The sequence below is a fragment of the Pseudoalteromonas sp. S2893 genome (genome assembly GCF_005887105.1).
Classification (GTDB): domain Bacteria; phylum Pseudomonadota; class Gammaproteobacteria; order Enterobacterales; family Alteromonadaceae; genus Pseudoalteromonas; species Pseudoalteromonas atlantica.
Map to the genome: position 1 here is coordinate 82,153 of NZ_PNCY01000008.1, position 24,198 is coordinate 106,350.

The window sequence follows — 24,198 nt, forward strand, 5'->3', positions numbered from 1 at the left end:
TTGTAAAAGGAATTATAAAGTTTGCATTTCATAATACTGTCACATAGCGGCGGTAACATAACAATAAGTAATTAATCCAAATTTAGTTAAGTATACAAGTATAAATTGTGCAAATTAATTTTGCATATTACAAGAGTATAAATTCAACAACACTGCTGACTTTATACTACTTAAAATAACAATTTAATTATAACTTTCACGGGAAATGAAAATGAAGACTAAACTTCAAAAAACAGCACTCTCACTTGCTATCGCTGCGTGTGTAAGTGTAAGTGGCGCTGCATTCGCCAACGAAACAACCTCTGCGATTAAGGGTCAAATTACCGGTCCAAACGGTAACCCAGCTCCAGGTACCAAAATAACAATTTTACACGTACCGTCTGGCTCAGTTAAAACAACAGAAGCAAACGATGCAGGTTACTTTACTGCTAAAGGCCTTCGTGTTGGTGGTCCTTACAAGGTAATCGTTGATTCTGATGTTTATGCTGATCAAGAATTTAATAACATTATCCTAAACATTGGTAACGATTACCCAGTAAATGCTGCACTTGAGCCACAATCAAGCATGGAGCAAATTGTAGTAACGGGTGCACCTATCAGCTCTATGTCTGGTGGTACTGGCCCAGCGTCTACATTTACTTTAACTGATCTTGAAAACACGCCTGCTATTAACCGTGATTTAAAAGATATTATTCGTATTGACCCGCGTATCACAATTGATGATAGCCGCGGTTCAATTAACTGTGGTGGTGGTAACCCTCGTTACAACAGCTTAACGCTAGATGGCGTTCGTATGAACGATAACTTTGGTTTAAGCTCTAACGGTTACCCAACTATTCGTGCCCCTTTCTCTTTTGATTCAATTGAACAGGTTTCAGCTGAGCTAGCACCATTTGACGTACAGTACGGTGGCTTTACCTCATGTAACATTAATGCGGTAACAAAATCTGGTGGTAATGAAGTTCACGGTGGCATCTTCTACGATTTCACAAGTGATTCATTAAAAGGCGATAAAATTGAAGGCGAAGACGTTGATAACGGTAACTACACCGAAAAACGTTACGGCTTTAACGTTGGCTTACCGTTAATCGAAGATAAACTATTTTTATTCACTTCATACGAAAAACTTGAAGGTGTGCAACAGTTTAACTACGACGGTTTAAGCAGCGGCAGTGTAACTGCAGATGATATTGCTCGTATTACAAGTGTTGCTCAATCTGTATATGGTTATGACGTAGGCGGTATGCCTTCAAGTATGCCGGTTGAAGATGAAAAAATCTTAGTTAAATTAGATTGGAACATCAACGAAGATCACCGTGCAAACTTAATCTATAACTACAACGATGGTAATACGGTTTCACAGTCAGACACTGGTTCTAGCCGTGTTTCACTATCAAACCACTTTTACGACCAAAGTGCAGAATTTACTTCAATCATTGCTTCTGTTTACTCAGATTGGTCAGATGATTTTTCTACTGAAGTTCGTATTGGTAAATCAGAATTAGACGCAACGGTACAATCGCTTGATGCTGCAAGCAGCTTTGGTGAAATGCAAATTAGTACTGATAACGGTGGTACAGTTTACATTGGTCCAGATGATTCTCGTCAATCAAATGATTTAGACTACGATACCACTACATTTAAAGTAGCGGGTACATACTACCTTGACCAACACACAATTACTGCTGGTTATGAGTTTGAAGAGTTAGACGTATTTAACTTATTCGTACAACATACTGAAGGCGAATACCGTTTTTACAACGATAGAGATGCAGGCCTAACTGGTATAGATTTATTTGAACAAGGTATCGCAAACGCTGTTTACTACAACAATGCTGCCGGTACTAATGATCCTAACGATGCAGCTGCAAGCTTCTCATACGCTCAGCATACATTTTATGTTCAAGACGAATACGCATTTACAGACCTAGATGCAAACATCACATTTGGTTTACGTTATGATAAATACACAAGCGATGACGTACCTAACTTCAACCAAAACTTTACTGACCGTTACGGCTACAGTAACCAAAGCACATTCGATGGTATTGATTTACTTCAACCACGTGTAGGCTTCCAGTGGTATGCAACTGACGAGTTAGAAGTTCGTGCTGGTGTTGGCTTATTCTCTGGTGGTAACCCGAATGTTTGGTTATCTAACTCTTACTCTAACGATGGTATTACAAACATCGGTACTTACCGCAGCTCGGTTGATTTATTCAACACGCCTAACGTAAATGGCGGCACGCCTGGTTTTGAAGTACCACAAGAAATGTTTGATGAAGTTGCTAACACTGTAATTGGTTCAGGTGATGCTACAGTAAATGCAGTTGACCCAGACTTTGAAATTCCTTCAGAGTGGAAATACTCAATTGGTGCTACATACACAACTGAAAACGAGTATGTTATTTCACTTGATTACTTATACTCTAAGAAGAAAGATGCAGCGTTAATGCGCGATATCGCACTTGAAGATACAGGTGAAACAACTTTTGATGGTCGTCCTATTTACGAGTCAATCGAAGGCCGTGATGGTGAATACCTTCTTACAAATGTAAGTGGCGATAGCGGTGATTCATCGGTTATTTCATTAGCAGTAAGCAAAATGTTTGATAATGGCGTAAGCGTTAACTTTGGTTACGCGTACACAGATTCAGACGATGTTAACCCAATGACAAGCTCTGTTGCTGGCTCAAACTACGGTAACATTGCGCTAACGGATCCTGGTAACCCTGGTGTTGCATCATCTGATTACGAAATTCCACATCGTTTTACTATGACGCTTGGCTACTCTCATGAATTTGTAGATGGTTTTGCTACTCGCTTTAACCTATACGGTGAAGCATACAAAGGCTTACCATACAGCTACACATTTGACGGAAGTGATGACGCATGGGGCGATGCTAACTGGAATGGTGACCGTCAGTTACTTTACGTACCACTTGAAAACGATCCTAACGTTGTTTACGACATGAGCGCTGATGAAATTAACGCGTTTAACGACTTTATCGCATCTAACGGTTTAGAGCGTGGTGAAATCACTGGCCGTAATGCTGAAAACTCAGATTGGTTTGTTAAATTTAACTTTAAAGTTACTCAAGAATTACCAGGCTTTATGGATGGCCATAAAGGTGAAGCGTTCTTCGTAATTGATAACTTAACTAACCTGTTAAACGATGATTGGGGCGTACTTAAAAAAGGTCCTTTCGTTGGCGCTAGCATGATTTCAACATCAATTGATGAGCAAGGCCGTTACGTTTACTCAGGCTTTAATGAAAACAACGCAAATACATCAGTACAATCTGATGCGTCATTATGGCAAATGCGTGTAGGTGTTCGTTACACTTTCTAATCGCATTAGCGTAAAAAACGACTAATTAAAGCCCATCTTTTGATGGGCTTTTTTTTACCAACCAGCTTAATTAAATGATCTATTTATCCCCTCAAAATGATTAAGTATTATTGCGGATTGATTTTATAAGGCCTCTTTAAGCTCTTTTAGTAAATTTAGCAATTGGACTTGTTGCTGCTTACTAAATTTTTCAGCTAATTGCCCTTCCCAGTTTTGTGCATCACGTGCTATGAGCTTGTAAAGTGCATAGCCCTGCTCATTTAACATAACCTGCGTTACTCGCTTATCTTGCTGATTTAGCTGTGCTTCAACATACCCTCTTTGCAGCAATGATTTTATAACTCGCGAAACCGTTGACTTGTCCATATTGGCCTGAGTACATAAATCTTTTGCATTGCTTTTGCCATATTGTGCTAAGTTTGCCAACACCCGCCATTGAGGGATGGTTAAGTTGTATTTTTGCTGATAAACACGCGCAAAATCATCGCTTATGAGATTTGCCATTTGGTTCAACTGATAGGGCAAAAACTGATCTAGATCTATTTCCATTATTACTTTCTCATCGCATTTACACACTGTGAAAACTGTGCATTTTTATTTACAGGCTAAAACATGCGCCCATTTGAAATTACTCTCACTTGAGAGTACTTTAAACTAATTAGGGCCTGTTGACCTTTCAGGATTGAAATTTGTTCAATCTAGGGGCCATTTAATCGCGGCGCGAGGTTTGTAACCTAGTGGGCTAAGTAAAAACCGAGCAACAAAGAGTAAATGGCCCCTAGGCAGAACCCTTCGGGCAGCGCCTGTTTGGCATTTATGCTACGTTATGGCCTATTTATGGGGAACAACCACACTGCATAGGCTCTGCCTTGCCTAATTCCCAAACAGACTGCTGCAAATTCAACCTCGAAAGATAAACAGGCCCTAGAAAAATAAAACAATGTCACTCTCACAGGATCTAAATATGGCCAGCGAAATAAACTACATGAGCGGTTTTGGCAATGAGTTTGAAACCGAAGCGCTACCCGGTGCATTGCCTGTCGGGCAATTTACCCCACAAAAGGTGAAGTACAATTTATACACCGAGCAATTTAGCAGCACGGCCTTTACGGCACCGCGAGCCGCTAATCGTCGCACGTGGCTGTACCGCCTTCGTCCATCGGTGGTACAAGGTGAATACACCGCTATAGATAACGCTCTAATAAGAACAGCGCCTATAACTGAAGCAATTACGCCCCCTACAATGATGCGCTGGAGCCCTATTGATATTCCTTCAAAGCCCACTGATTTTATTGATGGCTTAATTACAATGGCTGCAAATGGCAGTGCCAATGGACAAACCGGTATTGGTATTCATGTTTATGTTGCTAACAGTTCTATGCAAGAGCGTTATTTTTGTAATGCCGATGGTGAGCTATTGTTTGTGCCTCAGCATGGCGAACTGTTATTACACACTGAATGTGGAAAGCTCACAGTAAAGCCGGGGGAAATTGCCGTCATTCCTCGCGGGATTAAATTCTCGGTTGATTTAATTGATGAAACCGCACGTGGCTACATTTGTGAAAACTATGGTCATGCATTTGAACTTGCCGAGCGCGGCCCCGTCGGTGCAAATGGCTACGCCAACGACAGAGACTTTAAATACCCTGTTGCTGCATTTGAAGATAAAGAAGGTAGCTTTGAATTAGTCACTAAATTTAACGGTCATTTATTTAGTTGCCCTATCACACACTCGCCTTTTGATGTAGTTGCTTGGACCGGTAACAGCGCACCGTACAAATACGACTTAGCACGTTTTAATGTTATTAATACCGTGAGTTTTGACCACCCAGATCCTTCTATATTTACTGTACTTACCTCCCCTTCAGCCACTGAAGGCATGGCAAATGTAGATTTTGTAATTTTTCCACCGCGCTGGATGGTGGCAGAGAATACATTTAGACCTCCTTACTATCATCGCAATATTATGAGTGAGTTTATGGGCTTAATAGAAGGGGTTTACGATGCAAAAGAGCACGGGTTTGTACCAGGAGGCGCTAGTTTGCATAATTGTATGTCGCCACATGGGCCTGAAGCCGAGGTATTCGAAAAAGCATCTAACGCTGAGCTTGCACCGCAAAAATACGAGAACACGTTGGCCTTTATGTTCGAGTCTCGTTACATAATATCGCCCACTAAATATGCCCTTGAAGGAAAAGAGCGCCAAACTAATTACACTCAGTGCTGGCGTAGTATCACAAAACATTTTACAGGCGAGGAATAATAACAATGAAACTATATAGCTACTTTCGCTCATCTGCCGCATACCGTGTACGCATAGCACTTAATTTAAAAGGCATTGAGCATGATATGCAATTCGTTAATTTACTTAAATCGGAACAGCTAGCGCAGCCTTACTTAGATAAAAATGTGCAAGGTTTACTTCCTGCTCTTGAAACGGACGAAGGCGTATTAGTGCAATCACTCGCTATTTTAGAGTGGTTAGATGAAAGCTATCCGCAAACGCCGTTAATTTATGGCACTGCATGGCAAAAAGCGCAAATTCGTAATATTAGCTATGCAGTGGCATGTGATATTCATCCAGTAAATAATTTACGAGTGCTGAAGTATTTAAGTAACGAATTGGGTGTAGACGAGCAAGCTAAAGCCGCCTGGTATAGGCATTGGGTAGAGCTTGGGTTTGAAAAAATTGAAATGATGCTAAGTGAAAACAATGAGTTTTGCGTAGGCAATACACCCACTCTCGCTGATATATGTTTAGTGCCACAGGTATTTAATGCATTGCGTTTTAATGTAGATATGGCTGCGTATCCAAAAATTGCAGCCATTTATGCACGTTGTAATGCATTGCCCGCTTTTAATGACGCCGCGCCGCAAAATCAGCGCGATGCAGTTTAACTTTTTAACGCGCAGTGAATAACACTCACGTGCTCTATTAAATCAAGGCCCAGTTCGGTTAAATAGCCGCCATCTGGGCTGTCTATCACGCCTTTATCAAACAACCTTTGTGCCGCGCTTAATAAATTTGGTTCAGCATCCGAATGTAACTTAATCCCTTGCATTTTGCTCTCACGTGGAAATTTAGCTAATAACGTAAATTCATCTATCATTGTTTGATTAAATTGCATGTGTTCACCTTTTTATAATTGTGTGTTTAAGTCAGTGTTGTTTAACGCTATTACTTACCCTAGCATGTTTTTTAATCGTGTGTACTATTTTTAAACTATCAAAATTCGAGGTCGCTCATGCGCCATATTATGGTTTTATTTATTTTTTTAATAGCGTTCACTTTAGCCCCTAGCAGTTATGCAAAAACAGTCAAAACGCATTCTATTATTGACGCTAATGAGATTATTAATAATGGTGATATTTGTTGGTACGACAACAAACGTTATAGTGAAGGCGCGCTGGTGCAAGTACATTCTTTTACCTTAGTGTGCGCAGCTAATAACCCACAGCATAATAACAGTGAGCTAATTTGGCTAAAATTAGATAAAAAAGGCAATATTGTTTATCCCACAAAGCCTAAAACCATTACGGTCAATTAGCGCTAAAAGAGGATTTACGCTACAATGCGCACAGTTTAAATAAGTAGTATGGCTATGGATAATCAACCAAAAAATCCTCTTCATGGGGTAACGTTAGAACAAATTTTAGTAGAGCTTGAGCAGCGCTTAGGGTTTAAAGCCATGGGCGAGCAAGTAAACATTAAATGTTTTACCGACTCACCGAGTATTAAATCAAGCTTAAAATTTTTACGTAAAACCCCTTGGGCTCGCGATAAAGTTGAAGCTCTCTACTTACATACGTTAAGTAACAAACCGCTGCGTAAACCCAAAAGCGCTCAGCGCCCTAAGCCTGCCAGCCAAAGCGATAGCAGTGGTTTTGTTTGGCCAAGCATTAAAAAGTAATACACAAAAATGCACGTTAAGTACGTGCATTTTGTATTTTATAACTCCTTACTAATTACATTTAACGAGGCAGGGTCAACTGTAATAGTAAGCGTATCCGCTATTTTTATTTCACCATCGAGTACATACTTAATTTCTTCGTCTGCGGTGATCGTTACTTTTTTAGCGTTGGTATGATGCGAGCTAATTGCTAAATGCGTTTGTGTAATACTACTAAACATAAGTTCAGCAATGCTTAACACGCGAGTGGTGTTTTCATCACTAGGTAGCAGCCAATTAATGTCTAATAGGCCATCTTCGTGATCGGGCTGACCACCTCCTTGGGCTAATAACGTAGTAAATGGCGCAGCATTAGCTACAATAAAGCTATTTGTATTTACCTCCTGCATTTGATTATCATCAAGGGTGACATAAAGGGTTTGCGCTTTTTGCTCACTAAATGCCTGAAAAAAACCACTTAAATAGGCAAGCTGACCCGATTCGTTTTTTGAGTCTCTATCTGCTTTTTCTACCATTGATTGCTCATAACCAATCCCAGCTAACAACAGCATTAGCTCGTCATTACAATAGGCCGTATCAATTGTTTGGGTTTGCCCATCAATAATAAGATCGCAGGCCTGCTCAACAGGAATGATTTTAGAGCTAATCCCCATAAGCACATGCGCTAAGGCATTGGCTGTGCCCATTGGGATAATACCCAGCTTGCACTGAGTGTTTACCAACACACTTGCTACTTCTGTCACGGTTCCATCGCCGCCACAGGCAATTATTATATCTGGCTTATCTTTAATAGCTTGTTTAGCAAGCTCAATACCGTCTATTTCTTTGGTGGTGGTTAATACTTCTAAATCATAATACGCCGACAACCTAGCCACTATTAAATGCTCTTTGTCTTGCCACATTTTGGTACCCGACACAGGGTTTGCAATAATAACGGCTTTGTTTTTAATAACTAAGTCGCCCTTGTTATGTCGCTTTGCTAAATGACGAAGCTGATGCTTATTAAGATTTGCGGTTTCGCGGGTTTCTTTTATTTGCGCGAGCACTTGGTGAACATCGGCGTTTTTATCTTGGCTCAGTAAATACGCTGCCATAACAAATACCGAACGCCCTCTGCCCAGTGCACAGTGAACTACCACGCGGCGGTCTTCTTTAATATGATGATGTATCCAGTTAATGGCTTGGTTTAATTGCGAGTGGGTAGGCACACTATGATCAAGCACCGGAATATTTAAATAGCTAATATTTTCTTGTGTAGAGCTCCATTCTAAGCCATCAAACTCACACGTTACATCTAATATTGCCGTTATGCCGTTTTCTTTTAACGTATCAATATCAGAGGGGAACAATCGGCATGCTAAAAATAAATGGTCGTTAATTTTTTGAATGGGAGGGACTTTATCGTGCTTGCGAGAATACGCATTGTAAATTTGAGCACCCAGTAAAAAAGGCACAAATGCCCAGCGAATATAAAATGGAATAACACCATTTTCACGCTTTCTAAAAATTTTCGCCAAGTTAAAAATATAAGCACCACTGACAAGAATTAACGACAATGCACTCCAGTAAAATACCACTGCAAAATATACCGAGTTAACCTCCCACCCTATAAATATAAAAATTAACGCTAAAATTAAATAACTCGTTGCAGCCCACATATTTTCTCCTTTATTTTTACTGTTTTGGCACATTTTTTTACAGCTGTGTATAAGTGTAGTAGCAATTTACACGCCAATAAAAGTTGTTTTTTAGGAACAAAAACAACACTAAGTAACTGATATAAAATAAATAAAAGTAGCTAGCTTTAGCTGTATTCGCATATTAGGCGCTTTTTACACAGTAATCGGTCATTTTTTCTCACTACTCAAAGGTAACTGTTTATATTTAAAACTTGTTTCAATGTGTACAGCAGCTAATATAAATGTCAGCTTAAAAGTTTTGCATCCAATCACTCTTTTCACACGTTTATTGAGAGTGTGTTTATCTTTATTGGTTAAATTTATAACAGCCTGTTTAATCTCTATTTCAAAGCGATTAAGTTGCGCTTAAATAAAACAATTTTTAATTCACGAAGCTCAACACACCTCGGTAATAATAAAAACAACAGGAACCTTATGGAAAACGACAATTTACTTCCCCTTTTGTGTAAAACAGCACAGGGTAACAAAGCCGCGTTTGCTGATTTGTATCAGCAAACAAGCGCAAAGCTTTTTGCGATTAGTTTAAATATGCTGTCAAACCGCGCGCACGCAGAAGAAGTACTGCAAGAGGCATTTATAAAAATTTGGCATAACGCGTCAGAGTACAATTCATCTAAAGGCACTGTTATTTGCTGGATGATAAGCATTGTGAGATACCGCAGCTTAGATGCATTGCGTTATCACAAGGTAAGAAAAGAGCAGGCAATGGGTGACGATGAATACGACGAACAAGCAGTCGATGTTAGTTACGACGAACAAACCAAACTTGTTAATTGTATTGAGCAACTTGATCCCCAACAAAAACAAGCCATTCATTTAGCCTATTACAAAGGGCTAAGCCATGGTGAGTTAGTCAATCACATAGAAACGCCCTTAGGCACAGTTAAAAGCTGGATCAGGCGTGGTTTGCAGCAGTTGCAGAGGTGTTTAACATTATGAATTATAATAAACCAGAATTACTTGATGCTTTAGCAGGGCAGTATGTATTAGGTACTTTAAAAGGCCTGGCACGAAAACGTTTTCAACGCTTAATGCTCAGCTTACCGCAAGCCCGAGAAGCCACTATAATGTGGGAGCAAAATTTAAATGATTTAGCCAGTGCAATTACGCCTCAAACACCCCGCGCGCAAGTGTGGCAGAATATTTTAAATACATTAGAACACACCAATCAACCCGTTAAAACGGTGATCAAACCAGCTACATCGCTGTGGCGAAATTGGTCATTTATAGCCACAGCTGCCTGTATTATCTTAGCATTTTTGGTTATTCAGCCCACATATCAGCCCCAATACAGCCAACAAATTGCTTTAGTACAAAACCAAGATAAGCAATCACTGTGGTTTATTAACGTAGATGAGCAAACATTATCGGTTAAAGCCAGTGATAAACTTGTTGCGCAAACCGATAAAGACTACGAGCTGTGGATGATTTTAAAAGGGCAAGACACGCCAATTTCGTTGGGTCTACTGCCTAAAAACGGTGAAAAACAGTTACTCAAAGGCACACGCTTTAAGGCGCAAGACATTGCCCTACTCGCTGTTAGCTTAGAGCCTTTAGGTGGCTCGCCAAACGGCCTACCAACACAAGTACTGTACACGACAGATTTAGTTATTTTATAACTAAATAAACGCGACTGGTTGGTCAAACTTTGTTTGGCCAACCTTTTTATTTATCTTGGGTCTACCGCCCTTTACCATTAATATTTGATTAAACTAAAGTAGGCTTAATCGTACTGCGATGCTTATCATATTGTGTGCTCAATACCTGCTGCGTTATTTTAATTGCATACACCCCCTGTAATAAGTATAAAACCAAACCGCTTCAGCCCCTTAACACTCTCTTATCACTTCCTTATCTAAATGCAAAACAGCCTGCTGAAAATTTAATCTTGAACGTTAAACACCCCTTTATTAACAAAATAAAAAAATATTTAACTTTTTTGCATCCATTGTGCTTTTTGTTTCGTTATTAGTTATGACTCCAATCAAAACTAAAGGAAAAAGTCATGAAAGCTTTAACTCCATCTATACTCGCAGTAGTAGTATGCAGTACCTTAGTAAGCACCTCTAGCGAGGCATCAAGTCATCGTGAAGCGCCGAACATTAGCCGCTTTCCAACCTTAGACTCTACCGACTTTTACGTATTTAATAGTTATGAAGCAGGCAGAGACGACTACGTTACGTTTATTGCCAACTATATTCCTCTACAAGATGCCTACGGCGGCCCTAACTACTTTGCTATGGACCCAGATGCAACCTACAGTATTCATATTGATAACGACGGTGATGCAGTAGAGGATATTACCTTTGCCTTTAATTTTACCAGTATGCTGCCAAACGATAATCAAGGTGTGCAATTAACCGTTGGCCCAGAAGATAATCAACGTACTGTATCTGTACCACTTAAAAACGTTGGTGGTGTAGCGGCAGGTGATGATAGCGCCGCTAATTTTAGCGAGTCATACACACTCAGCATGATAAGCGGTCCACAACGCACGGGTACCAGTACAGCATTAAGTAATACCACTACCAGTTCAACCACGTTTAATAAACCGCTTGATTATATTGGTGACAAAACATTTGGTTCAATGGCTGATTACCAAACCTATGCAGATCAGTTTGTTTATCAAGTTTCGGTACCAGGCTGTGACAGTATGGCCAAAGTATTTGTTGGTCAGCGCAAAGACCCGTTTGTCGTCAACTTAGGTAAAACATTCGATTTAGTAAATTACGTTCCCGTTGAAGGTGATAGTGCGCCAGGTGCTGGGGATGGCGGTGGTTTCCCTGGAGGGATTACACAAAGCAGTGAGAATGACGACCTCGTAGATAAAAACGTTACCTCAATTGCAGTTGAAATGCCTAAAAGCTGTATTGTAGGTGAAGGCAACGGCGTAATTGGTTCATGGACAACAGCGAGCCTACCTCAAGCACGCATTTTAAACCCTAACGCTAAATTTGCAGACAACGCGGTAAATGGCGGTGCATTAACGCAGGTTTCACGCTTAGGTAATCCATTAGTTAATGAGCTCGTTATTGGTATTAAAGACAAAGATACCTTCTCAACGGCTCACCCTAAAGACGATGCACAGTTTTTAGATTACGTTTCGCACCCGTCTTTACCAGAGCTGTTAAATATTTTATTTAAAGATGCAGTAAATACCACGCTTGGCGCTAATTTAGAAACTCTTGCTCCAACTAACTTTCCACGTACTGATTTAATCACCGCATTTTTAACTGGTTTTGCAGGGGTAAACCAACAAGCCACCGTAACGCCATCAGAAATGCTACGTTTAAATACTGCAATTGCAGCCACAGCACAAACTGATCAGTCTGCATTTGGTGTAGCCGGTGATGATTTAGCAGGTTTTCCAAACGGGCGCCGTCCAGGTGACGATGTCGTTGATATTGCACTTCGCGTGGTAATGGGGCGTTTATGTCATCCTATTCCTGTAAATGGTGAAGACACCGACTTAGGCCTATGTACACCAGAGGATGCTGATGTAGGTACAGTGCCATTCACTGATGGTGCTCCAGTTGATGCGAGCATGATGGATGCCACTTTCCCATACTTAGCCACCCCACTTGCAGGCTCTAAATAAGGAGTAACGTATGCGTAATTTAAACCTTACCCATAGCAGTATATTGTTATGCGCTTTGGCACTAGGCGCGTGTAGCAGTGATGATGATAACAAACAGCCCACACCGCTTGTAAATTCTGCGCCCAATGCTAGTGATGCAATGTTAACCACACAAACAGAAGTTGAAATTAACGACATGTTAGTGGCCACCGATGCTGATGGCGATACATTAACATACACATTAACTTCGCAGCCGACATTAGGTAACGCTGTAGTAAATAGCGATGGCAGCTTTACCTATACCCCAAACAAAGAAGCAACCGGTAGCGACAGCTTTATGTTTGGTGTATCAGACGGTGTTAACCAGCAAGTGACTGCAGCGGTAAATATAACCATTGAAGCACTGCAAGTGGACTTTGCACAATTTGCAAGCGATGCATTTAATCAAAGCCCCACTGCGCAACCGCTATCTACCAACGGACGTGTCTTTATCAATACAGACACAGACGTAAGCGGTATTTCATCGGGCTCTTCTGGTAACTAACTCAGTAAGTAAATTAAGCTGATGGCCATGGATGGCTTTTTTAAGAGGATAAAACAATGCGCAGTCATTATAAAAAAATGCTCTTTGTTTTTTGCGCTGCACTGTGTGTAAATAACGTGCTTGCAAAACCAATTACCCCAAAAGATAACGCAATTATTGCCACAAGCAATGCAACATTAAGTGCTAATTTAACCCTTGAGCAACTCACTGCGCTGGTGATAAATAGCCAATACATAGGCCAAACAGAGCGCTATCAAGGTGTATTAAAAAAACGCTTAAAAAACTTATATACCGCTTCTGCAACTGCACAAACCGGTTATTTATATGCACGGGTACTTCAAAAGGAGCATGCGTTTTCGCGTGCCATAGACGTTGCTAATAACGTATTAAAAACCCAGCCAGATCATGTAAACACCCATTTATTACTCGCTAATATGTTGATGACACAAGGCAAATTTGAACAAGCTAAGCGTCATTGTGTGGCATTAATTGGTAACACCAGCCTATTAACGGCCAGCACGTGTGTGCTAGATGTACAAAGCCAACAGGGCAAACTTAGTGAAAGTTATCACGCGTTAGTTAAGCTTACGCAAAACAAAAACAGCAGCTTAGCGACAAAACATGTGCTCAGCGAAATGGCGTTTAGACTCAATAAATTCACCCGTGCGCAGCAGCATATAAATAATATTGATTTAAACACAGCCCCGGTGAGCCTTATTGTGCTGTGGGCCGATATTCAACTGCAGCAAAACAACCCTGAAAAAGTGCTTAATACACTCGGTAAACTTGCCAATAGCCACTCATCGCTTGAAGACGCTATTTTGCTCAAGTTAGCCATAGCTGAAAAACGCAGTAATATGCACACTAATACGGTGTGGCAACCACTCATGCAACAGCGCGTAAAATTACGTGAACAACGCCAAGATACCTTCCATGCCAACGACTTAGCTAACTACTATATTCATGTACAAGCAAACCAAGCCAAGGCACAATACTGGGCAAATATAAATTGGCAGCAAGCAAAAATGAGTACAGATAAACACTTACTAAGCCAAGCAAATACGATGGTTAGGGATTCTTTATGAGTAAAATAAACGCGTTATTTGTTTTATTTATAGTTGCGCTAGTTGCTAACTTTAGTGTGCAAGCACATCAGTTGAGCACAAGCTACATTTCACTGGATAATACCAACAACGAAAAGCAATACACAGGCACCTGGCAAATAAATATTAGCGATTTAGAACAGCACGTTGCGCTTGATGTTAACCAAGACACACAAATAAGCTGGGGCGAATTAAAATCACAAAAGTCGGCTATTAATCGCTATGCCAAAAATACTCTATCGGTTTTACAAAATGAGCAAACTTGCCCATTAACAATCACCGATAACTATCAATTAGATAATCATTTTAATGAAGCATATTTAGTCTTGCCGCTAGTTTTTAGCTGTAACACTGATGCAGATGTAACGTTAATGTACCGCGCTTTTTTTAACCAAGACGCAAATCACAAAGTTATTGTAAATGTAAATCAGGTTTCGCGGGTTTTCACTATAGATGAGCAACAACACACTTTTACCACTGGGCAATCGAGTTATTTAACGACTTTTAACCAATATGTTTATCAAGGCGTGTTACATATTTGGATTGGCATTGACCATATTTTATTTTTAATCGCTCTACTTTTAACCTGCGTTTTAACCCGCACTGAAAGTCACTGGCAGGCAATAGCAAGTAAAAAGCACATTATTAAGCACACTGCGTGGATTGTGACTGCGTTTACCCTTGCGCATTCACTTACCCTTACTGCTACGGCTCTTAATCTTGTTTCGCCAAGTAGCCGCTGGGTAGAGCTAGGTATTGCAATCTCGGTATTATTTGCGGCTTTAAACAATGTATGGCCGGTTATATTACGCCTTGGCTGGCTTACTTTTGCGTTTGGTTTGTTACATGGAATGGGCTTTGCCAGTGTACTGGGTGAGCTTGGGCTCTCGAGCGATTATCAATTGCTCAGCATTTTAGCGTTTAACTTAGGTGTAGAGCTTGGGCAGCTGAGTATATTGTGTATTGCACTGCCGGTGTTACTAACAATGCGCAATAAACCTATTTACATAAAGTGGGTGATGCCAATTGGCTCCCTTGCTATCGCTGCAATGGCACTATTGTGGTGCGTAGAGCGCATTTAGCATTAAAAAAGCGAGTCTTTTGACTCGCTTTTTAGTTTTCTATTACTTGGTTTTATCAAACGGCATTAGTAAGGTTTTCATCGCAGGCCTTAGCGCGATTAACACCGTTTCTTCGGTGAGCTCAGGGTAGAGCATCTTACGAAGCAGTAACCCCGCCATCATCGAAAAAATAACGTTAATGCGGCTTTCAAGTTCGTGTTCATCAGTGTCTTTAAGTGCACTACGTTCACTGGTGAGTAGTTGGCGCATGCGCCCCCGCGCTTGAATATCCATATCTCGTAAAAGCGAGGCCACTTTAGTATTGCGACCCGCTTCCGCCATCATGTCTAAATCAACCACACAGGCACCGGTATCCATATGCCTTTGTACACCAATGTTTAAGCCATCTATAAGCGCTTGCAGAACATCACCTGGGTGATCTTCAAACTCCTGAAAGATAGAAAACATTTCTTCCATGTCTTTAGCAATAATACTTTCAATTATTGCCTCTTTGCTTTCAAAATAGTTATATATATGCCCAGCGCTCATGCCTGCCGTACGGGATATTTCGGCCATGCCTGCGCCATGGTATCCCTTGCGTTTAAAACACTCTGAGGCAGCACTAAGCACCTGCTCTCGCCTAGCTTGTGCTAATGCTGGGTCTATATGCCTTTTAGCTTTCGTGCTCATAACCCTACTCCGGTATTAAGCGCATACTTAATACAGCGTAAGTTCATTGCATAGCTTAACTTAACAACACCTTTCATTTTACTGCTCTTGCACAGGTGTTTTAGCTATATTCCAGCCGCCACCTAAAGCTTTATACAAATTAATTTGGCTGGCAAGGTAAGCCTGCTGACCTGTTATTAACTGCTGTTGAGCCGAGTACCACGTACGCTGTGCATCAAGTACCTGTAGGTAGCTATCAGCGCCTTTTTCGTAACGCATTTTTGATAAATCGTACGTTAGCTGACGCGAACTAATTAGCATATCGAGGGCATCAAGTTGCTCTTTGTAGCCTTCTCTATCTGCTAATGCATCGGCGGTTTCACGAAATGCATTTTGAATCTTTTGCTGGTAGGTCGCCACCGCAATTTCTTGATCGGCCTTTGCCACATCAAGGTTTGCCTGGTTACGTCCCATAGTAAAAATTGGTAAGTTGATTGACGGTACAAAGCTCCACGTCCCTGAGCCTGAATCAAACAAGCCACTTAAATCACTAGACGTACTGCCCGCAGTTGCGGTTAAGCTAATGCTTGGGTAAAACGCCGCACGCGCTATACCTATATTCGCGTTAGCGGCTAATAAAGCATGCTCAGCGGCTTTAATATCAGGGCGCTGCGTTAATAAATCAGAGGGTAAACCAACCGGTACTTCTGGTAAATCCAGTAAATTAGTTAACGAGTTAGTCGGTAATAAATCACTCGATACAGGGCGCCCTACCAGTAAATCTAACGCGCTTTTATCACGTTTTAACAAGCGTTTATATGTTGCTATATCTACTTTTGCAGTGGCAACCGTACTTTTAAGCTGCTCAAGCGTAATTGCCGATGTAGCGCCTAAATCAAAGCTTTTTTGCGTAAGCGAGAGCGACTCCTGCTGTGAGCTTAATGTTTCTTTAGCAAGCTCTAATAGCTGTAAGTCAGTTGCGTAGTTTAACCAAGCATTGGCAAGCTCAGCAATGAGTGAAATTTGCGTGCTGTATTGCGTAAGCTCAGTGTTATAGAGGTTTTGCAGGGCTTGCTCAGACTGGTTACGTACCTTGCCCCAAATATCTAATTCATAAGAGGTAATACCGACCGTTGCGCTGTACTGTGAGCTAATACCTGCTTCACCCGTACTGGTTAAATCAGCCGGTAAACGTTGGCGCGTAGCCCCACCATTAAAATCTAATGAAGGGTATAAGCCCGAATCTTCAATTTGGTATAAACCGCGTACACGCTGCACATTTAATACCGCTATTTGCATATCTTTATTATGCTCAAGGCTTAAGCTAATCAAGGTTTGCAATTTTTCATCATTAAAAAATTGCTGCCAATGTAACTGCTGCGCTGCTGCTTGCTCAGTGTCAGATACATAAGTATCTGGCACTGGTAAAGCAAGGTCTTTTTGCTCAGGGGCTAGTTGGCAGCCACTTAAAACAACTAATGTAATTGCGCTTAAAGTGAAGCGTTTAATGCTCATTGTGCGCTCTCCTTTTTATCGTCGGTGTTTTTCATTGGAAATACACGACGAACTAAAACAAAGAATAACGGCACAAATACCACCACTAAAATAGAAGAGGCAAGCGTACCACCTATAATCGAAATACCCAGTGCATTTTGCGCACCTGAACCGGCACTTGAGGCAATAGCAAGTGGTATAACACCACAAATAAAGGCCATTGAGGTCATTAATATTGGACGTAAGCGTAAGCGTACTGCTGCAATAGCCGCATCGACTAACCCTAGGCCTTCTTGCATTTTATGAATCGCAAATTCTACGATTAATATTGCATTTTTAGAGGCTAATCCTATGGTGGTTAATAAACCTACCTGAAGGTAAATATCATTAGATAAACCTGCCATTACCGCGGCAACCGTCGCACCAAATATACCTAATGGCACAATAAGCATAACCGCAAACGGTACAGACCAGCTTTCATAAAGCGCTGCTAAACATAAAAATACAAACAATAGCGATATGCCGTAAAGTAACGGTGCTTGGCCACTGCTAGAGCGCTCTTGGAACGAAATACCCGTCCACTCAGAGGCAATTCCATTAGGAAGTTGTTTAACTAAGCGCTCCATTTCATCCATTGCTTGGCCAGTACTGTAACCTGGTGCAGCAGTACCTTGAATTTCCATTGCTGAAAAGCCGTTGTAACGCTCAAGACGTGGTGAACCATAAGTCCAATGCGAACTTGCAAAGGCTGAAAATGGCACCATATCGCCACTGTCATTACGTACATACCACTTGTTTAAATCCTCTGGCACCATACGCCCTTGCGCTTCACCTTGAAGGTATACCTTTTTAACGCGGCCACGGTCAATAAAGTCATTAACGTAACTACTACCCCACGCAGTTGATAGCGTGCTGTTAATATCAGCCTGAGACACACCGAGTGCTTGTGCTTTAGCAAGGTCAACATCAAGTTGCAGCTCGGGCATATCTTCTTGTCCGTTAGGGCGTACACCCGCCAAAATTGGGCTTTGACTCGCTAAACCAAGTAATTGATTACGCGCTGCTAATAAAGCATCGTGGCCAAGTCCAACCCTGTCTTGTAAGAAAACATTAAAACCATTTGCAGTACCTAGCTCAACAATGGCTGGCGGCGGGAAAGCAAATACAAACGCTTCTTTAATCGTTGAGAAGTAACCCATTGCTTTACCTGCCACACCTTGCACAGATAAATCATCACGTTCGCGCTCATCCCAATGCTTAAAGTTTACAAACCCTATTGCTGAGTTTTGACCAGAACCTGCAAAGCTAAATCCGGTTACCGTAAAAATACCGTTAACAGCTTCAGATTGATCGTTCAAATAGTGGTTTTCTACTTTTTTAACCACTTCTAATGTTTCTTCGGTTGTTGAGCCTGCAGGCAGTGAAACCTGGGTAAACAAAATACCTTGGTCTTCATCAGGTAAAAACGCTGTAGGTAGGCTTGAAAAGATATACACCATGCCCGCAACAATAAGGCCATAACATAAAAGGTAGCGCTTAGATAAGCGGATCATACGGCTTACAAAACTTTGCGCGCCGGCATTTGTTTTATCAAACCCGCGGTTAAAGCCACTGAAAAAACGGCCAAACAACGAGCTATTATCATGCACGTGGCTAGGCTTTAAAAGCGTGGCACACAATGCAGGTGTTAAAATAAGTGCCACTAATACCGATAGCCCCATTGCTGATACCAGCGTAATAGAAAACTGACGATAAATAACACCGGTAGACCCACTAAAGAACGCCATCGGAATAAATACAGCCGACAGCACCATGGCAATACCTACTAGCGCGCCTTTAATTTCATCCATAGATTTACGTGTTGCTTCAAGCGCAGAGAGTTTTTCTTCACTCATTACACGCTCAACGTTTTCTACTACAACAATCGCATCATCAACCAGTAGACCTATGGCAAGTACCATCGCAAACATGGTTAATGTATTTATTGAATAGCCAAACGCGTACAAAATACCAAAAGTACCTAACAACACCACAGGTACAGCTATAGTTGGAATAAGCGTAGCGCGGAAGTTTTGTAAAAACAGATACATAACAACAAATACCAGCACGACCGCTTCTATTAACGTATGCACTACCTTTTCAATCGATAACGAAACAAATGGAGTGGTATCATAAGGGACAACAACGTCTAAGCCTTCAGGAAAAAATGCTTTTAACTCTTCAATAGCGGCTTTTACACCTTCTGCGGTATCGAGTGCATTTGCCCCACTGGCAAGCTTAATACCTAAGCCCGATGCTGGTTGTCCATCGTAACGCGCTACAACACGATAGCTTTCACCACCAAGCTCTACACGGGCTACATCTTCAAGGCGTACAAACGAGCCATCGGCGTTTGCCTTAACTATAATGTCTTCAAACTCTTTTGCTGTTTGTAAACGGCTTTGTGCAGTAACGGTAGCATTAAGTTGCTGCCCTTCAACCGCAGGCATGCCGCCTAATTGCCCAGCAGACACTTGGGCGTTTTGAGCACTGATTGATGCACTAATATCAGCAGGGGTTAACTTGTAGTTTTGCAGCTTAGCTGGGTCTAACCAAATACGCATAGCATACTGAGAACCAAACAGCTGAACCTCACCTACCCCTTCAACACGCGAAACAATATCTTGAACATTAGATGACACATAATCACCAATATCGATATTCGTCATGCTGCCATCTTTTGATACAAAACCCAGTACCATTAAAAAGTTACGTGCGGACTTAGCCACCGATACACCTTGCCTTTGCACTTCTTCAGGTAGCAAAGGGGTGGCTGTGGCTAACTTGTTTTGCACTTGTACCTGTGCAATATCTGGGTCAGTTTCGGAGCTAAATGAAAGCGTAAGGGTTGCTGAACCACTCGACTCAGAAGTCGATGACATATATAGCAAACCATCAAGGCCTTTCATTTTTTGCTCAATAACTTGGGTAACCGTATCCTCTAGGGTACGTGCTGATGCGCCCGGGTATGTTGCAGTAATACTAATTGCCGGCGGGGCAATTGACGGGTACTGAGCTATTGGTAAACTTTGAATAGCTAAAACACCTGCAAGCATAACCACGATAGCAAGTACCCATGCAAAGATGGGTCTGTCGATAAAAAATCGTGACATTAAAACTCTCCGTTATTGCGCTTTGTCAGCAGTTGCTGATGGTGAAACTTCAGTCGGTGTTACCGGCGCTCCAGGGCGAATTTTTTGTAACCCTTCAATAATCACTTTATCGCCATCGCTTAGCCCGTCGGTTACTAACCAGTTTGAACCAATCGTTCTGTCTACTTTTAAAACGCGGCTTTCAACGGTGTTTTCTTTGCTAACAACCATGGCTGTTGGCTCGCCTTTTGTATTACGGCTAACCCCACGTTGCGGCACTAAAATAGCGTCTTGTTTTACGCCCTCAACCACAGAGGCACGTGCATACATACCCGGTAATAATAACTTATCAGGATTTGGAAATTTAGCGCGTAAGGTAACCGACCCTGTGCTTGGGTCTACTGTCACTTCAGAGAACTGTAACGTGCCTTTAAGTGGATAAGTTGAGCCATCTTCCATTTGCAGTTCAACATCTGTTTGCGATTGTGAATCAACGCTCAATGAACCTGATGAAATAGCTTTTTTAAGTTGAGTTAGCTCGTTGCTTGATTGGGTTAAATCAACATAAATAGGGTCAAGCTGGGTCACTGTTGCCAGTGCTGTTGTTTGATTAGCGCTAACAAGCGCACCAACAGTAACGCTCGATTTACTAATTTGGCCACTGATTGGAGAAGATACATGGCTGTAGTCTAAGTTAATTTGCGCCGATTTAAGCTGTGCTTTTGCCGTTAATAGCTCTGCTTGTGCTTGCTTTTGCGCTGCATCTGCTTCGTCAAAGTCTTGCTGACTTACGGCTTTAATTTTTAAAAGCTCGCTATAACGCGACGCTTTTGATTTAGTGCTGGCAATACTTGCTTCAGCGCGGGCCACAGCTGCTTCGCTTGCTGCTAGGTCAGCTTCAAACGTAGCGGGGTCAATTTGATAAAGCGCTTGGCCTTGCTTAACTTGAGCACCTTCTTTAAATAAACGCGATTGCACAATGCCACTTACTTGCGGGCGGATTTCCGCAATTTGAAAAGCACTAATGCGACCGGGAAGCTCCTTTTTTAGTGTAAGCGCTTGGCTTTTTAATGTAATTACACCAACAGGTACTGCTTGTGGAGCTGAAGCTTGTTGCGAGTCAGCTGCTTGGTCGCAACCTGTTAAAGCAACAGATCCAACGAGGGCTGTTAATACAAATAAAGCGATGCGAGAACGCTGCATGTTAAATACCTTTTAGTCTATTTATGTCTAGAGTGAACGATCATTCTAAAGTAAATCTAAACGAGAATAAATTAAAACGGGTGCAAATTTACACTAACTTACAGTTGTAAAATTAAACTACGCCATAGGTTGTAGAAGGTGTTAATTTGATGAAAAATAAAACGGAAAAGTATGAAAAATAAACTTTAATGCAGTGCGTTATTTATTAACCTGCAACAAAAAAGCCAAGCTAAGCTTGGCTTTAATACAAATTTATAACTATTTACTTATACGAGACACTAATAATTGCTCTACCCTTATCCCCTCAACATCAACCACCTCAAATTTAAAGCCATTAAAGGTAAAGTGCTCAGCACGTTTAGGTATACGCTTCATTGTGTATATTAAAAAGCCAGCCACGGTTTCAAAGTGCATTTGATCTGGAAACTCTTCAATGTCTAATACTTTTGCTAAATCAGAAATCGGGGTTAAGCCATCCACTAACCATGAGTGCTCATCGCGGGCAATAATAAGTTCATCGCCTTGGTGGGTAATTAAATCTCCCATAAACCCTTTCATTAAATCTTTTACTGTAACAATACCGACTAACAAGGCATATTCATTTACTACCACAGCAAACGGTTTTGCAGCACTTTTAAACGCATTTAGCGCTTCAGACAGGCTTAGGGTTTCAGGTAAATAAAACACGTCTGTTTCAATCAGCTCTTGCTTAATATTAGCTGGCTCACCTTTTAGTACTTGTCGTAGTATATCTTTTGACTCAACAGAGCCGCGTAATTTATCTAAATTACCCGAGACCACTAAAAAGTGATTATGGGGGTTTTCAATAATTTTGGTGGCTATATCGTGGCTGCTTTCATTTAAGTCAAAATAAACTATTTGGTCGCGTGGGGTCATTACACTTGATAAAAAGCGTGCTTCTAGTTCAAACACATTGCCAATTAGCTCATACTCTTGTTGTTGTAAGCTGCCGTATTCTGCGCCCGCATCCATCATCGCCACAATGTCCTCGGTGGTAACAATATCTTCTCGCTCTGCGGGTACTTTAAATAAACGCAGTACAAAATTAGTTAAACCATTAAAAAACATTACTAATGGCGTAAGTGCAAAAGTGACCCATCGCATTATTGTTACCACACGCACAGCCACCGCTTCGGGCATGATCATCGCTAAACGCTTTGGCATTAAATCAGCAAATAATATAAACAGCGAGGTAATGGTAAAAAACGAAAATAAAAAACTAATTTTTTCAAGGTGTACACCTTGATAAAAAAGCACCAAGATACTTTGTACATAAGGCGATAGCGCTTGTTCGCCCACTATTCCGCCTAAAATAGCAATCGCGTTTAGGGCAATTTGGATCATCGCAAAAAACGCCCCAGGGTTTTCTTGCAGTTTTAATACCGCGGCCGCGTTATCACTGCCTTCATCGGCCATTACCCGCAGTTTAATTTTACGCGACGCTGCAATAGCAATTTCAGACATGGCAAACAACGCACTGATCAAGATCAATAAGCTAATCCCGATTAAATCACCCATTTAACGCTCCAAAAAGTTAGCGCTTTTTCAATAAAAAGCAGCTGATTATAGACGCTTTTTTAAACGCGGCAATTTATATTTATACTTTTACAGGGTAAATTAATAAGCCATTGAATTAACGTTGTTTATTTTGCTTTTTTGCTTCATCGAATGCCAGCGTAAGTCTATCTTGTAGGCTTTGCAACATGTTTTTATTACAGGCAAAGTAAAGGGGGGAGTGTTGTGTATTGAGCGTAAATATAGGCTCTAATAATTTAAGCTTTGGCTCAAACTGTGCGCGGTAGTTAAATTGTTTTTTACTTAATATAACAAAGTCGAGAATATCGTGCCGTGTGCTTATTAATTTATCTATCTTGTCTAAGCTATCAATTATCAATAAGTTGTTAGCTTCACTAAAGCCACGCTCTAGCAAATAATGGTGGCTAAAATTATCCCTAAGCACCGCTGTTTTATATTTTTTAGCATCGTTAAGCGTTTTTAAGCGAATGTTACGTGATTTAAGGGCATAAATAGCAGAGTCAAAACTTTCAAGCTCAGCCACCCAGCTAAACTTATCTTCTCGCTTAGGTAACCTTACAATAGAAAATATACAGGTATTCGTATCTCTTAATACTGCGTTATAAGACACAGCCCAACTGTGCGCTAACATAGTGTATTTAATATCTGTATTGGCGAGCGCGTTTCTCACTTTATCTACAGAGCGCCCTGCAAGTTGGTTGTTTTCGTCAATGTATTGAAAGTCGGGGAATACTTCGGTCACTATTGTAATTTCAGCTGCATTAAGCCTTATGCATGCAAAACACAACAAAAATAAGTACAGCTTCATTTAGCTTCGCCTCAAAACTAAAACAGATATACACCAACTATAGCCGAGGGTAACCGAACCGCTAGTTTTTAACCTAGCCCTATACGCT

Annotated in this window: 20 protein-coding genes; 11 read left to right on the top strand and 9 right to left on the bottom strand. The window is 41.1% G+C overall.

What is annotated here, in order from left to right; translation table 11 throughout:
- Window positions 1-211: 211 nt before the first annotated feature.
- Complete coding sequence (locus CWC04_RS03965; protein WP_126009037.1) at window positions 212-3,352, top strand: TonB-dependent receptor; 3,141 nt, start codon at window positions 212-214, stop codon at window positions 3,350-3,352.
- 123 nt (window positions 3,353-3,475) lie between these two features.
- Here CWC04_RS03965 and CWC04_RS03970 read toward each other — a convergent pair whose 3' ends face one another.
- Window positions 3,476-3,901: a MarR family winged helix-turn-helix transcriptional regulator gene (locus CWC04_RS03970; RefSeq protein ID WP_138684665.1), complete on the bottom strand. Its 426-nt coding sequence runs from the start codon at window positions 3,899-3,901 to the stop codon at window positions 3,476-3,478.
- Window positions 3,902-4,316: 415 nt separating this feature from the next.
- Here CWC04_RS03970 and hmgA point away from each other — a divergent pair, with 415 nt between their 5' ends.
- Window positions 4,317-5,615: a homogentisate 1,2-dioxygenase gene (gene hmgA / locus CWC04_RS03975; RefSeq protein WP_138684666.1), complete on the top strand. Its 1,299-nt coding sequence runs from the start codon at window positions 4,317-4,319 to the stop codon at window positions 5,613-5,615.
- Between the two features lie 5 nt (window positions 5,616-5,620).
- Window positions 5,621-6,250 carry a maleylacetoacetate isomerase gene (gene maiA, locus CWC04_RS03980; protein WP_138684667.1) on the top strand — a complete coding sequence of 210 codons (630 nt, stop codon included), beginning with the start codon at window positions 5,621-5,623 and terminating at the stop codon, window positions 6,248-6,250.
- Here maiA and CWC04_RS03985 read toward each other — a convergent pair.
- Entirely contained in the window at window positions 6,247-6,480 is a 234-nt protein-coding gene (locus tag CWC04_RS03985; RefSeq protein ID WP_004588741.1) for a TIGR02647 family protein, read from the bottom strand. The two genes, maiA and CWC04_RS03985, sit on opposite strands and share 4 nt — an antisense overlap.
- Before the next feature lie 117 nt (window positions 6,481-6,597).
- Here CWC04_RS03985 and CWC04_RS03990 point away from each other — a divergent pair, with 117 nt between their 5' ends.
- A complete protein-coding gene (locus CWC04_RS03990; RefSeq protein WP_004588742.1) occupies window positions 6,598-6,900 on the top strand; it encodes a DUF1496 domain-containing protein in 303 nt (100 codons plus the stop codon).
- Between the two features lie 54 nt (window positions 6,901-6,954).
- Window positions 6,955-7,263: a VF530 family protein gene (locus CWC04_RS03995; protein ID WP_004588743.1), complete on the top strand. Its 309-nt coding sequence runs from the start codon at window positions 6,955-6,957 to the stop codon at window positions 7,261-7,263.
- Window positions 7,264-7,301: 38 nt separating this feature from the next.
- On the opposite strand, the gene CWC04_RS04000 is transcribed toward CWC04_RS03995, so the two are convergent.
- Window positions 7,302-8,921, bottom strand: a complete 1,620-nt coding sequence (locus CWC04_RS04000; protein WP_138684668.1) for a diacylglycerol kinase family protein — start codon at window positions 8,919-8,921, stop codon at window positions 7,302-7,304.
- Window positions 8,922-9,377: 456 nt separating this feature from the next.
- Here CWC04_RS04000 and CWC04_RS04005 point away from each other — a divergent pair, with 456 nt between their 5' ends.
- The 6 genes from CWC04_RS04005 (at window position 9,378) to CWC04_RS04030 (ending at window position 15,269) form a co-directional block, all read left to right on the top strand.
- Complete coding sequence (locus tag CWC04_RS04005) at window positions 9,378-9,902, top strand: sigma-70 family RNA polymerase sigma factor (RefSeq protein WP_138684669.1); 525 nt, start codon at window positions 9,378-9,380, stop codon at window positions 9,900-9,902.
- Window positions 9,899-10,582: an anti-sigma factor gene (locus tag CWC04_RS04010; protein ID WP_138684670.1), complete on the top strand. Its 684-nt coding sequence runs from the start codon at window positions 9,899-9,901 to the stop codon at window positions 10,580-10,582. Before CWC04_RS04005 ends, CWC04_RS04010 begins: the two co-directional genes overlap by 4 nt.
- A 386-nt stretch (window positions 10,583-10,968) precedes the next feature.
- Entirely contained in the window at window positions 10,969-12,561 is a 1,593-nt protein-coding gene (locus tag CWC04_RS04015; protein WP_029771656.1) for a DUF4331 domain-containing protein, read from the top strand.
- Between the two features lie 10 nt (window positions 12,562-12,571).
- Complete coding sequence (locus CWC04_RS04020) at window positions 12,572-13,084, top strand: cadherin-like domain-containing protein (protein WP_138684671.1); 513 nt, start codon at window positions 12,572-12,574, stop codon at window positions 13,082-13,084.
- A 56-nt stretch (window positions 13,085-13,140) separates the two neighbouring features.
- The gene (locus CWC04_RS04025) at window positions 13,141-14,169 is read left to right on the top strand and encodes a tetratricopeptide repeat protein (RefSeq protein WP_138684672.1); all 1,029 of its coding nucleotides are present in this window, start codon (window positions 13,141-13,143) and stop codon (window positions 14,167-14,169) included.
- A complete protein-coding gene (locus CWC04_RS04030) occupies window positions 14,166-15,269 on the top strand; it encodes a HupE/UreJ family protein (protein WP_138684673.1) in 1,104 nt (367 codons plus the stop codon). Before CWC04_RS04025 ends, CWC04_RS04030 begins: the two co-directional genes overlap by 4 nt.
- A gap of 42 nt (window positions 15,270-15,311) precedes the next feature.
- Here CWC04_RS04030 and CWC04_RS04035 read toward each other — a convergent pair whose 3' ends face one another.
- From CWC04_RS04035 to CWC04_RS04060, 6 genes are all read right to left on the bottom strand, one after another.
- Window positions 15,312-15,938 carry a TetR/AcrR family transcriptional regulator gene (locus tag CWC04_RS04035; RefSeq protein WP_138684674.1) on the bottom strand — a complete coding sequence of 209 codons (627 nt, stop codon included), beginning with the start codon at window positions 15,936-15,938 and terminating at the stop codon, window positions 15,312-15,314.
- A gap of 78 nt (window positions 15,939-16,016) precedes the next feature.
- Entirely contained in the window at window positions 16,017-17,432 is a 1,416-nt protein-coding gene (locus CWC04_RS04040) for an efflux transporter outer membrane subunit (RefSeq protein WP_004588752.1), read from the bottom strand.
- Window positions 17,429-20,563: an efflux RND transporter permease subunit gene (locus CWC04_RS04045; protein ID WP_126009057.1), complete on the bottom strand. Its 3,135-nt coding sequence runs from the start codon at window positions 20,561-20,563 to the stop codon at window positions 17,429-17,431. Before CWC04_RS04045 ends, CWC04_RS04040 begins: the two co-directional genes overlap by 4 nt.
- Before the next feature lie 12 nt (window positions 20,564-20,575).
- The gene (locus CWC04_RS04050) at window positions 20,576-21,745 is read right to left on the bottom strand and encodes an efflux RND transporter periplasmic adaptor subunit (protein WP_054981828.1); all 1,170 of its coding nucleotides are present in this window, start codon (window positions 21,743-21,745) and stop codon (window positions 20,576-20,578) included.
- Between the two features lie 258 nt (window positions 21,746-22,003).
- The gene (paeA, locus tag CWC04_RS04055) at window positions 22,004-23,284 is read right to left on the bottom strand and encodes a polyamine export protein PaeA (RefSeq protein WP_138684675.1); all 1,281 of its coding nucleotides are present in this window, start codon (window positions 23,282-23,284) and stop codon (window positions 22,004-22,006) included.
- 115 nt (window positions 23,285-23,399) lie between these two features.
- On the bottom strand, window positions 23,400-24,110 hold the full coding sequence (locus CWC04_RS04060; protein ID WP_138684676.1) for a substrate-binding periplasmic protein: 711 nt from the start codon (window positions 24,108-24,110) through the stop codon (window positions 23,400-23,402).
- Between the last annotated feature and the right edge of the window lie 88 nt (window positions 24,111-24,198).

Excerpts from the sequence above, each read along its gene's own strand:
- CWC04_RS04005 (WP_138684669.1), top strand. The coding sequence starts at position 9,378 with ATGGAAAACGACAATTTACTTCCCCTTTTGTGTAAAACAGCACAGGGT.
- CWC04_RS04030 (WP_138684673.1), top strand. The coding sequence starts at position 14,166 with ATGAGTAAAATAAACGCGTTATTTGTTTTATTTATAGTTGCGCTAGTT.
- maiA (WP_138684667.1), top strand. The coding sequence starts at position 5,621 with ATGAAACTATATAGCTACTTTCGCTCATCTGCCGCATACCGTGTACGC.
- CWC04_RS03990 (WP_004588742.1), top strand. The coding sequence starts at position 6,598 with ATGCGCCATATTATGGTTTTATTTATTTTTTTAATAGCGTTCACTTTA.
- CWC04_RS04010 (WP_138684670.1), top strand. The coding sequence starts at position 9,899 with ATGAATTATAATAAACCAGAATTACTTGATGCTTTAGCAGGGCAGTAT.
- CWC04_RS04045 (WP_126009057.1), bottom strand. The coding sequence starts at position 20,563 with ATGTCACGATTTTTTATCGACAGACCCATCTTTGCATGGGTACTTGCT.
- CWC04_RS03965 (WP_126009037.1), top strand. The coding sequence starts at position 212 with ATGAAGACTAAACTTCAAAAAACAGCACTCTCACTTGCTATCGCTGCG.
- CWC04_RS03985 (WP_004588741.1), bottom strand. The coding sequence starts at position 6,480 with ATGCAATTTAATCAAACAATGATAGATGAATTTACGTTATTAGCTAAA.
- CWC04_RS04050 (WP_054981828.1), bottom strand. The coding sequence starts at position 21,745 with ATGCAGCGTTCTCGCATCGCTTTATTTGTATTAACAGCCCTCGTTGGA.
- CWC04_RS04020 (WP_138684671.1), top strand. The coding sequence starts at position 12,572 with ATGCGTAATTTAAACCTTACCCATAGCAGTATATTGTTATGCGCTTTG.
- paeA (WP_138684675.1), bottom strand. The coding sequence starts at position 23,284 with ATGGGTGATTTAATCGGGATTAGCTTATTGATCTTGATCAGTGCGTTG.
- CWC04_RS04035 (WP_138684674.1), bottom strand. The coding sequence starts at position 15,938 with ATGAGCACGAAAGCTAAAAGGCATATAGACCCAGCATTAGCACAAGCT.
- CWC04_RS03995 (WP_004588743.1), top strand. The coding sequence starts at position 6,955 with ATGGATAATCAACCAAAAAATCCTCTTCATGGGGTAACGTTAGAACAA.
- CWC04_RS04015 (WP_029771656.1), top strand. The coding sequence starts at position 10,969 with ATGAAAGCTTTAACTCCATCTATACTCGCAGTAGTAGTATGCAGTACC.
- CWC04_RS04000 (WP_138684668.1), bottom strand. The coding sequence starts at position 8,921 with ATGTGGGCTGCAACGAGTTATTTAATTTTAGCGTTAATTTTTATATTT.
- CWC04_RS04025 (WP_138684672.1), top strand. The coding sequence starts at position 13,141 with ATGCGCAGTCATTATAAAAAAATGCTCTTTGTTTTTTGCGCTGCACTG.
- CWC04_RS04060 (WP_138684676.1), bottom strand. The coding sequence starts at position 24,110 with ATGAAGCTGTACTTATTTTTGTTGTGTTTTGCATGCATAAGGCTTAAT.
- CWC04_RS03970 (WP_138684665.1), bottom strand. The coding sequence starts at position 3,901 with ATGGAAATAGATCTAGATCAGTTTTTGCCCTATCAGTTGAACCAAATG.
- CWC04_RS04040 (WP_004588752.1), bottom strand. The coding sequence starts at position 17,432 with ATGAGCATTAAACGCTTCACTTTAAGCGCAATTACATTAGTTGTTTTA.
- hmgA (WP_138684666.1), top strand. The coding sequence starts at position 4,317 with ATGGCCAGCGAAATAAACTACATGAGCGGTTTTGGCAATGAGTTTGAA.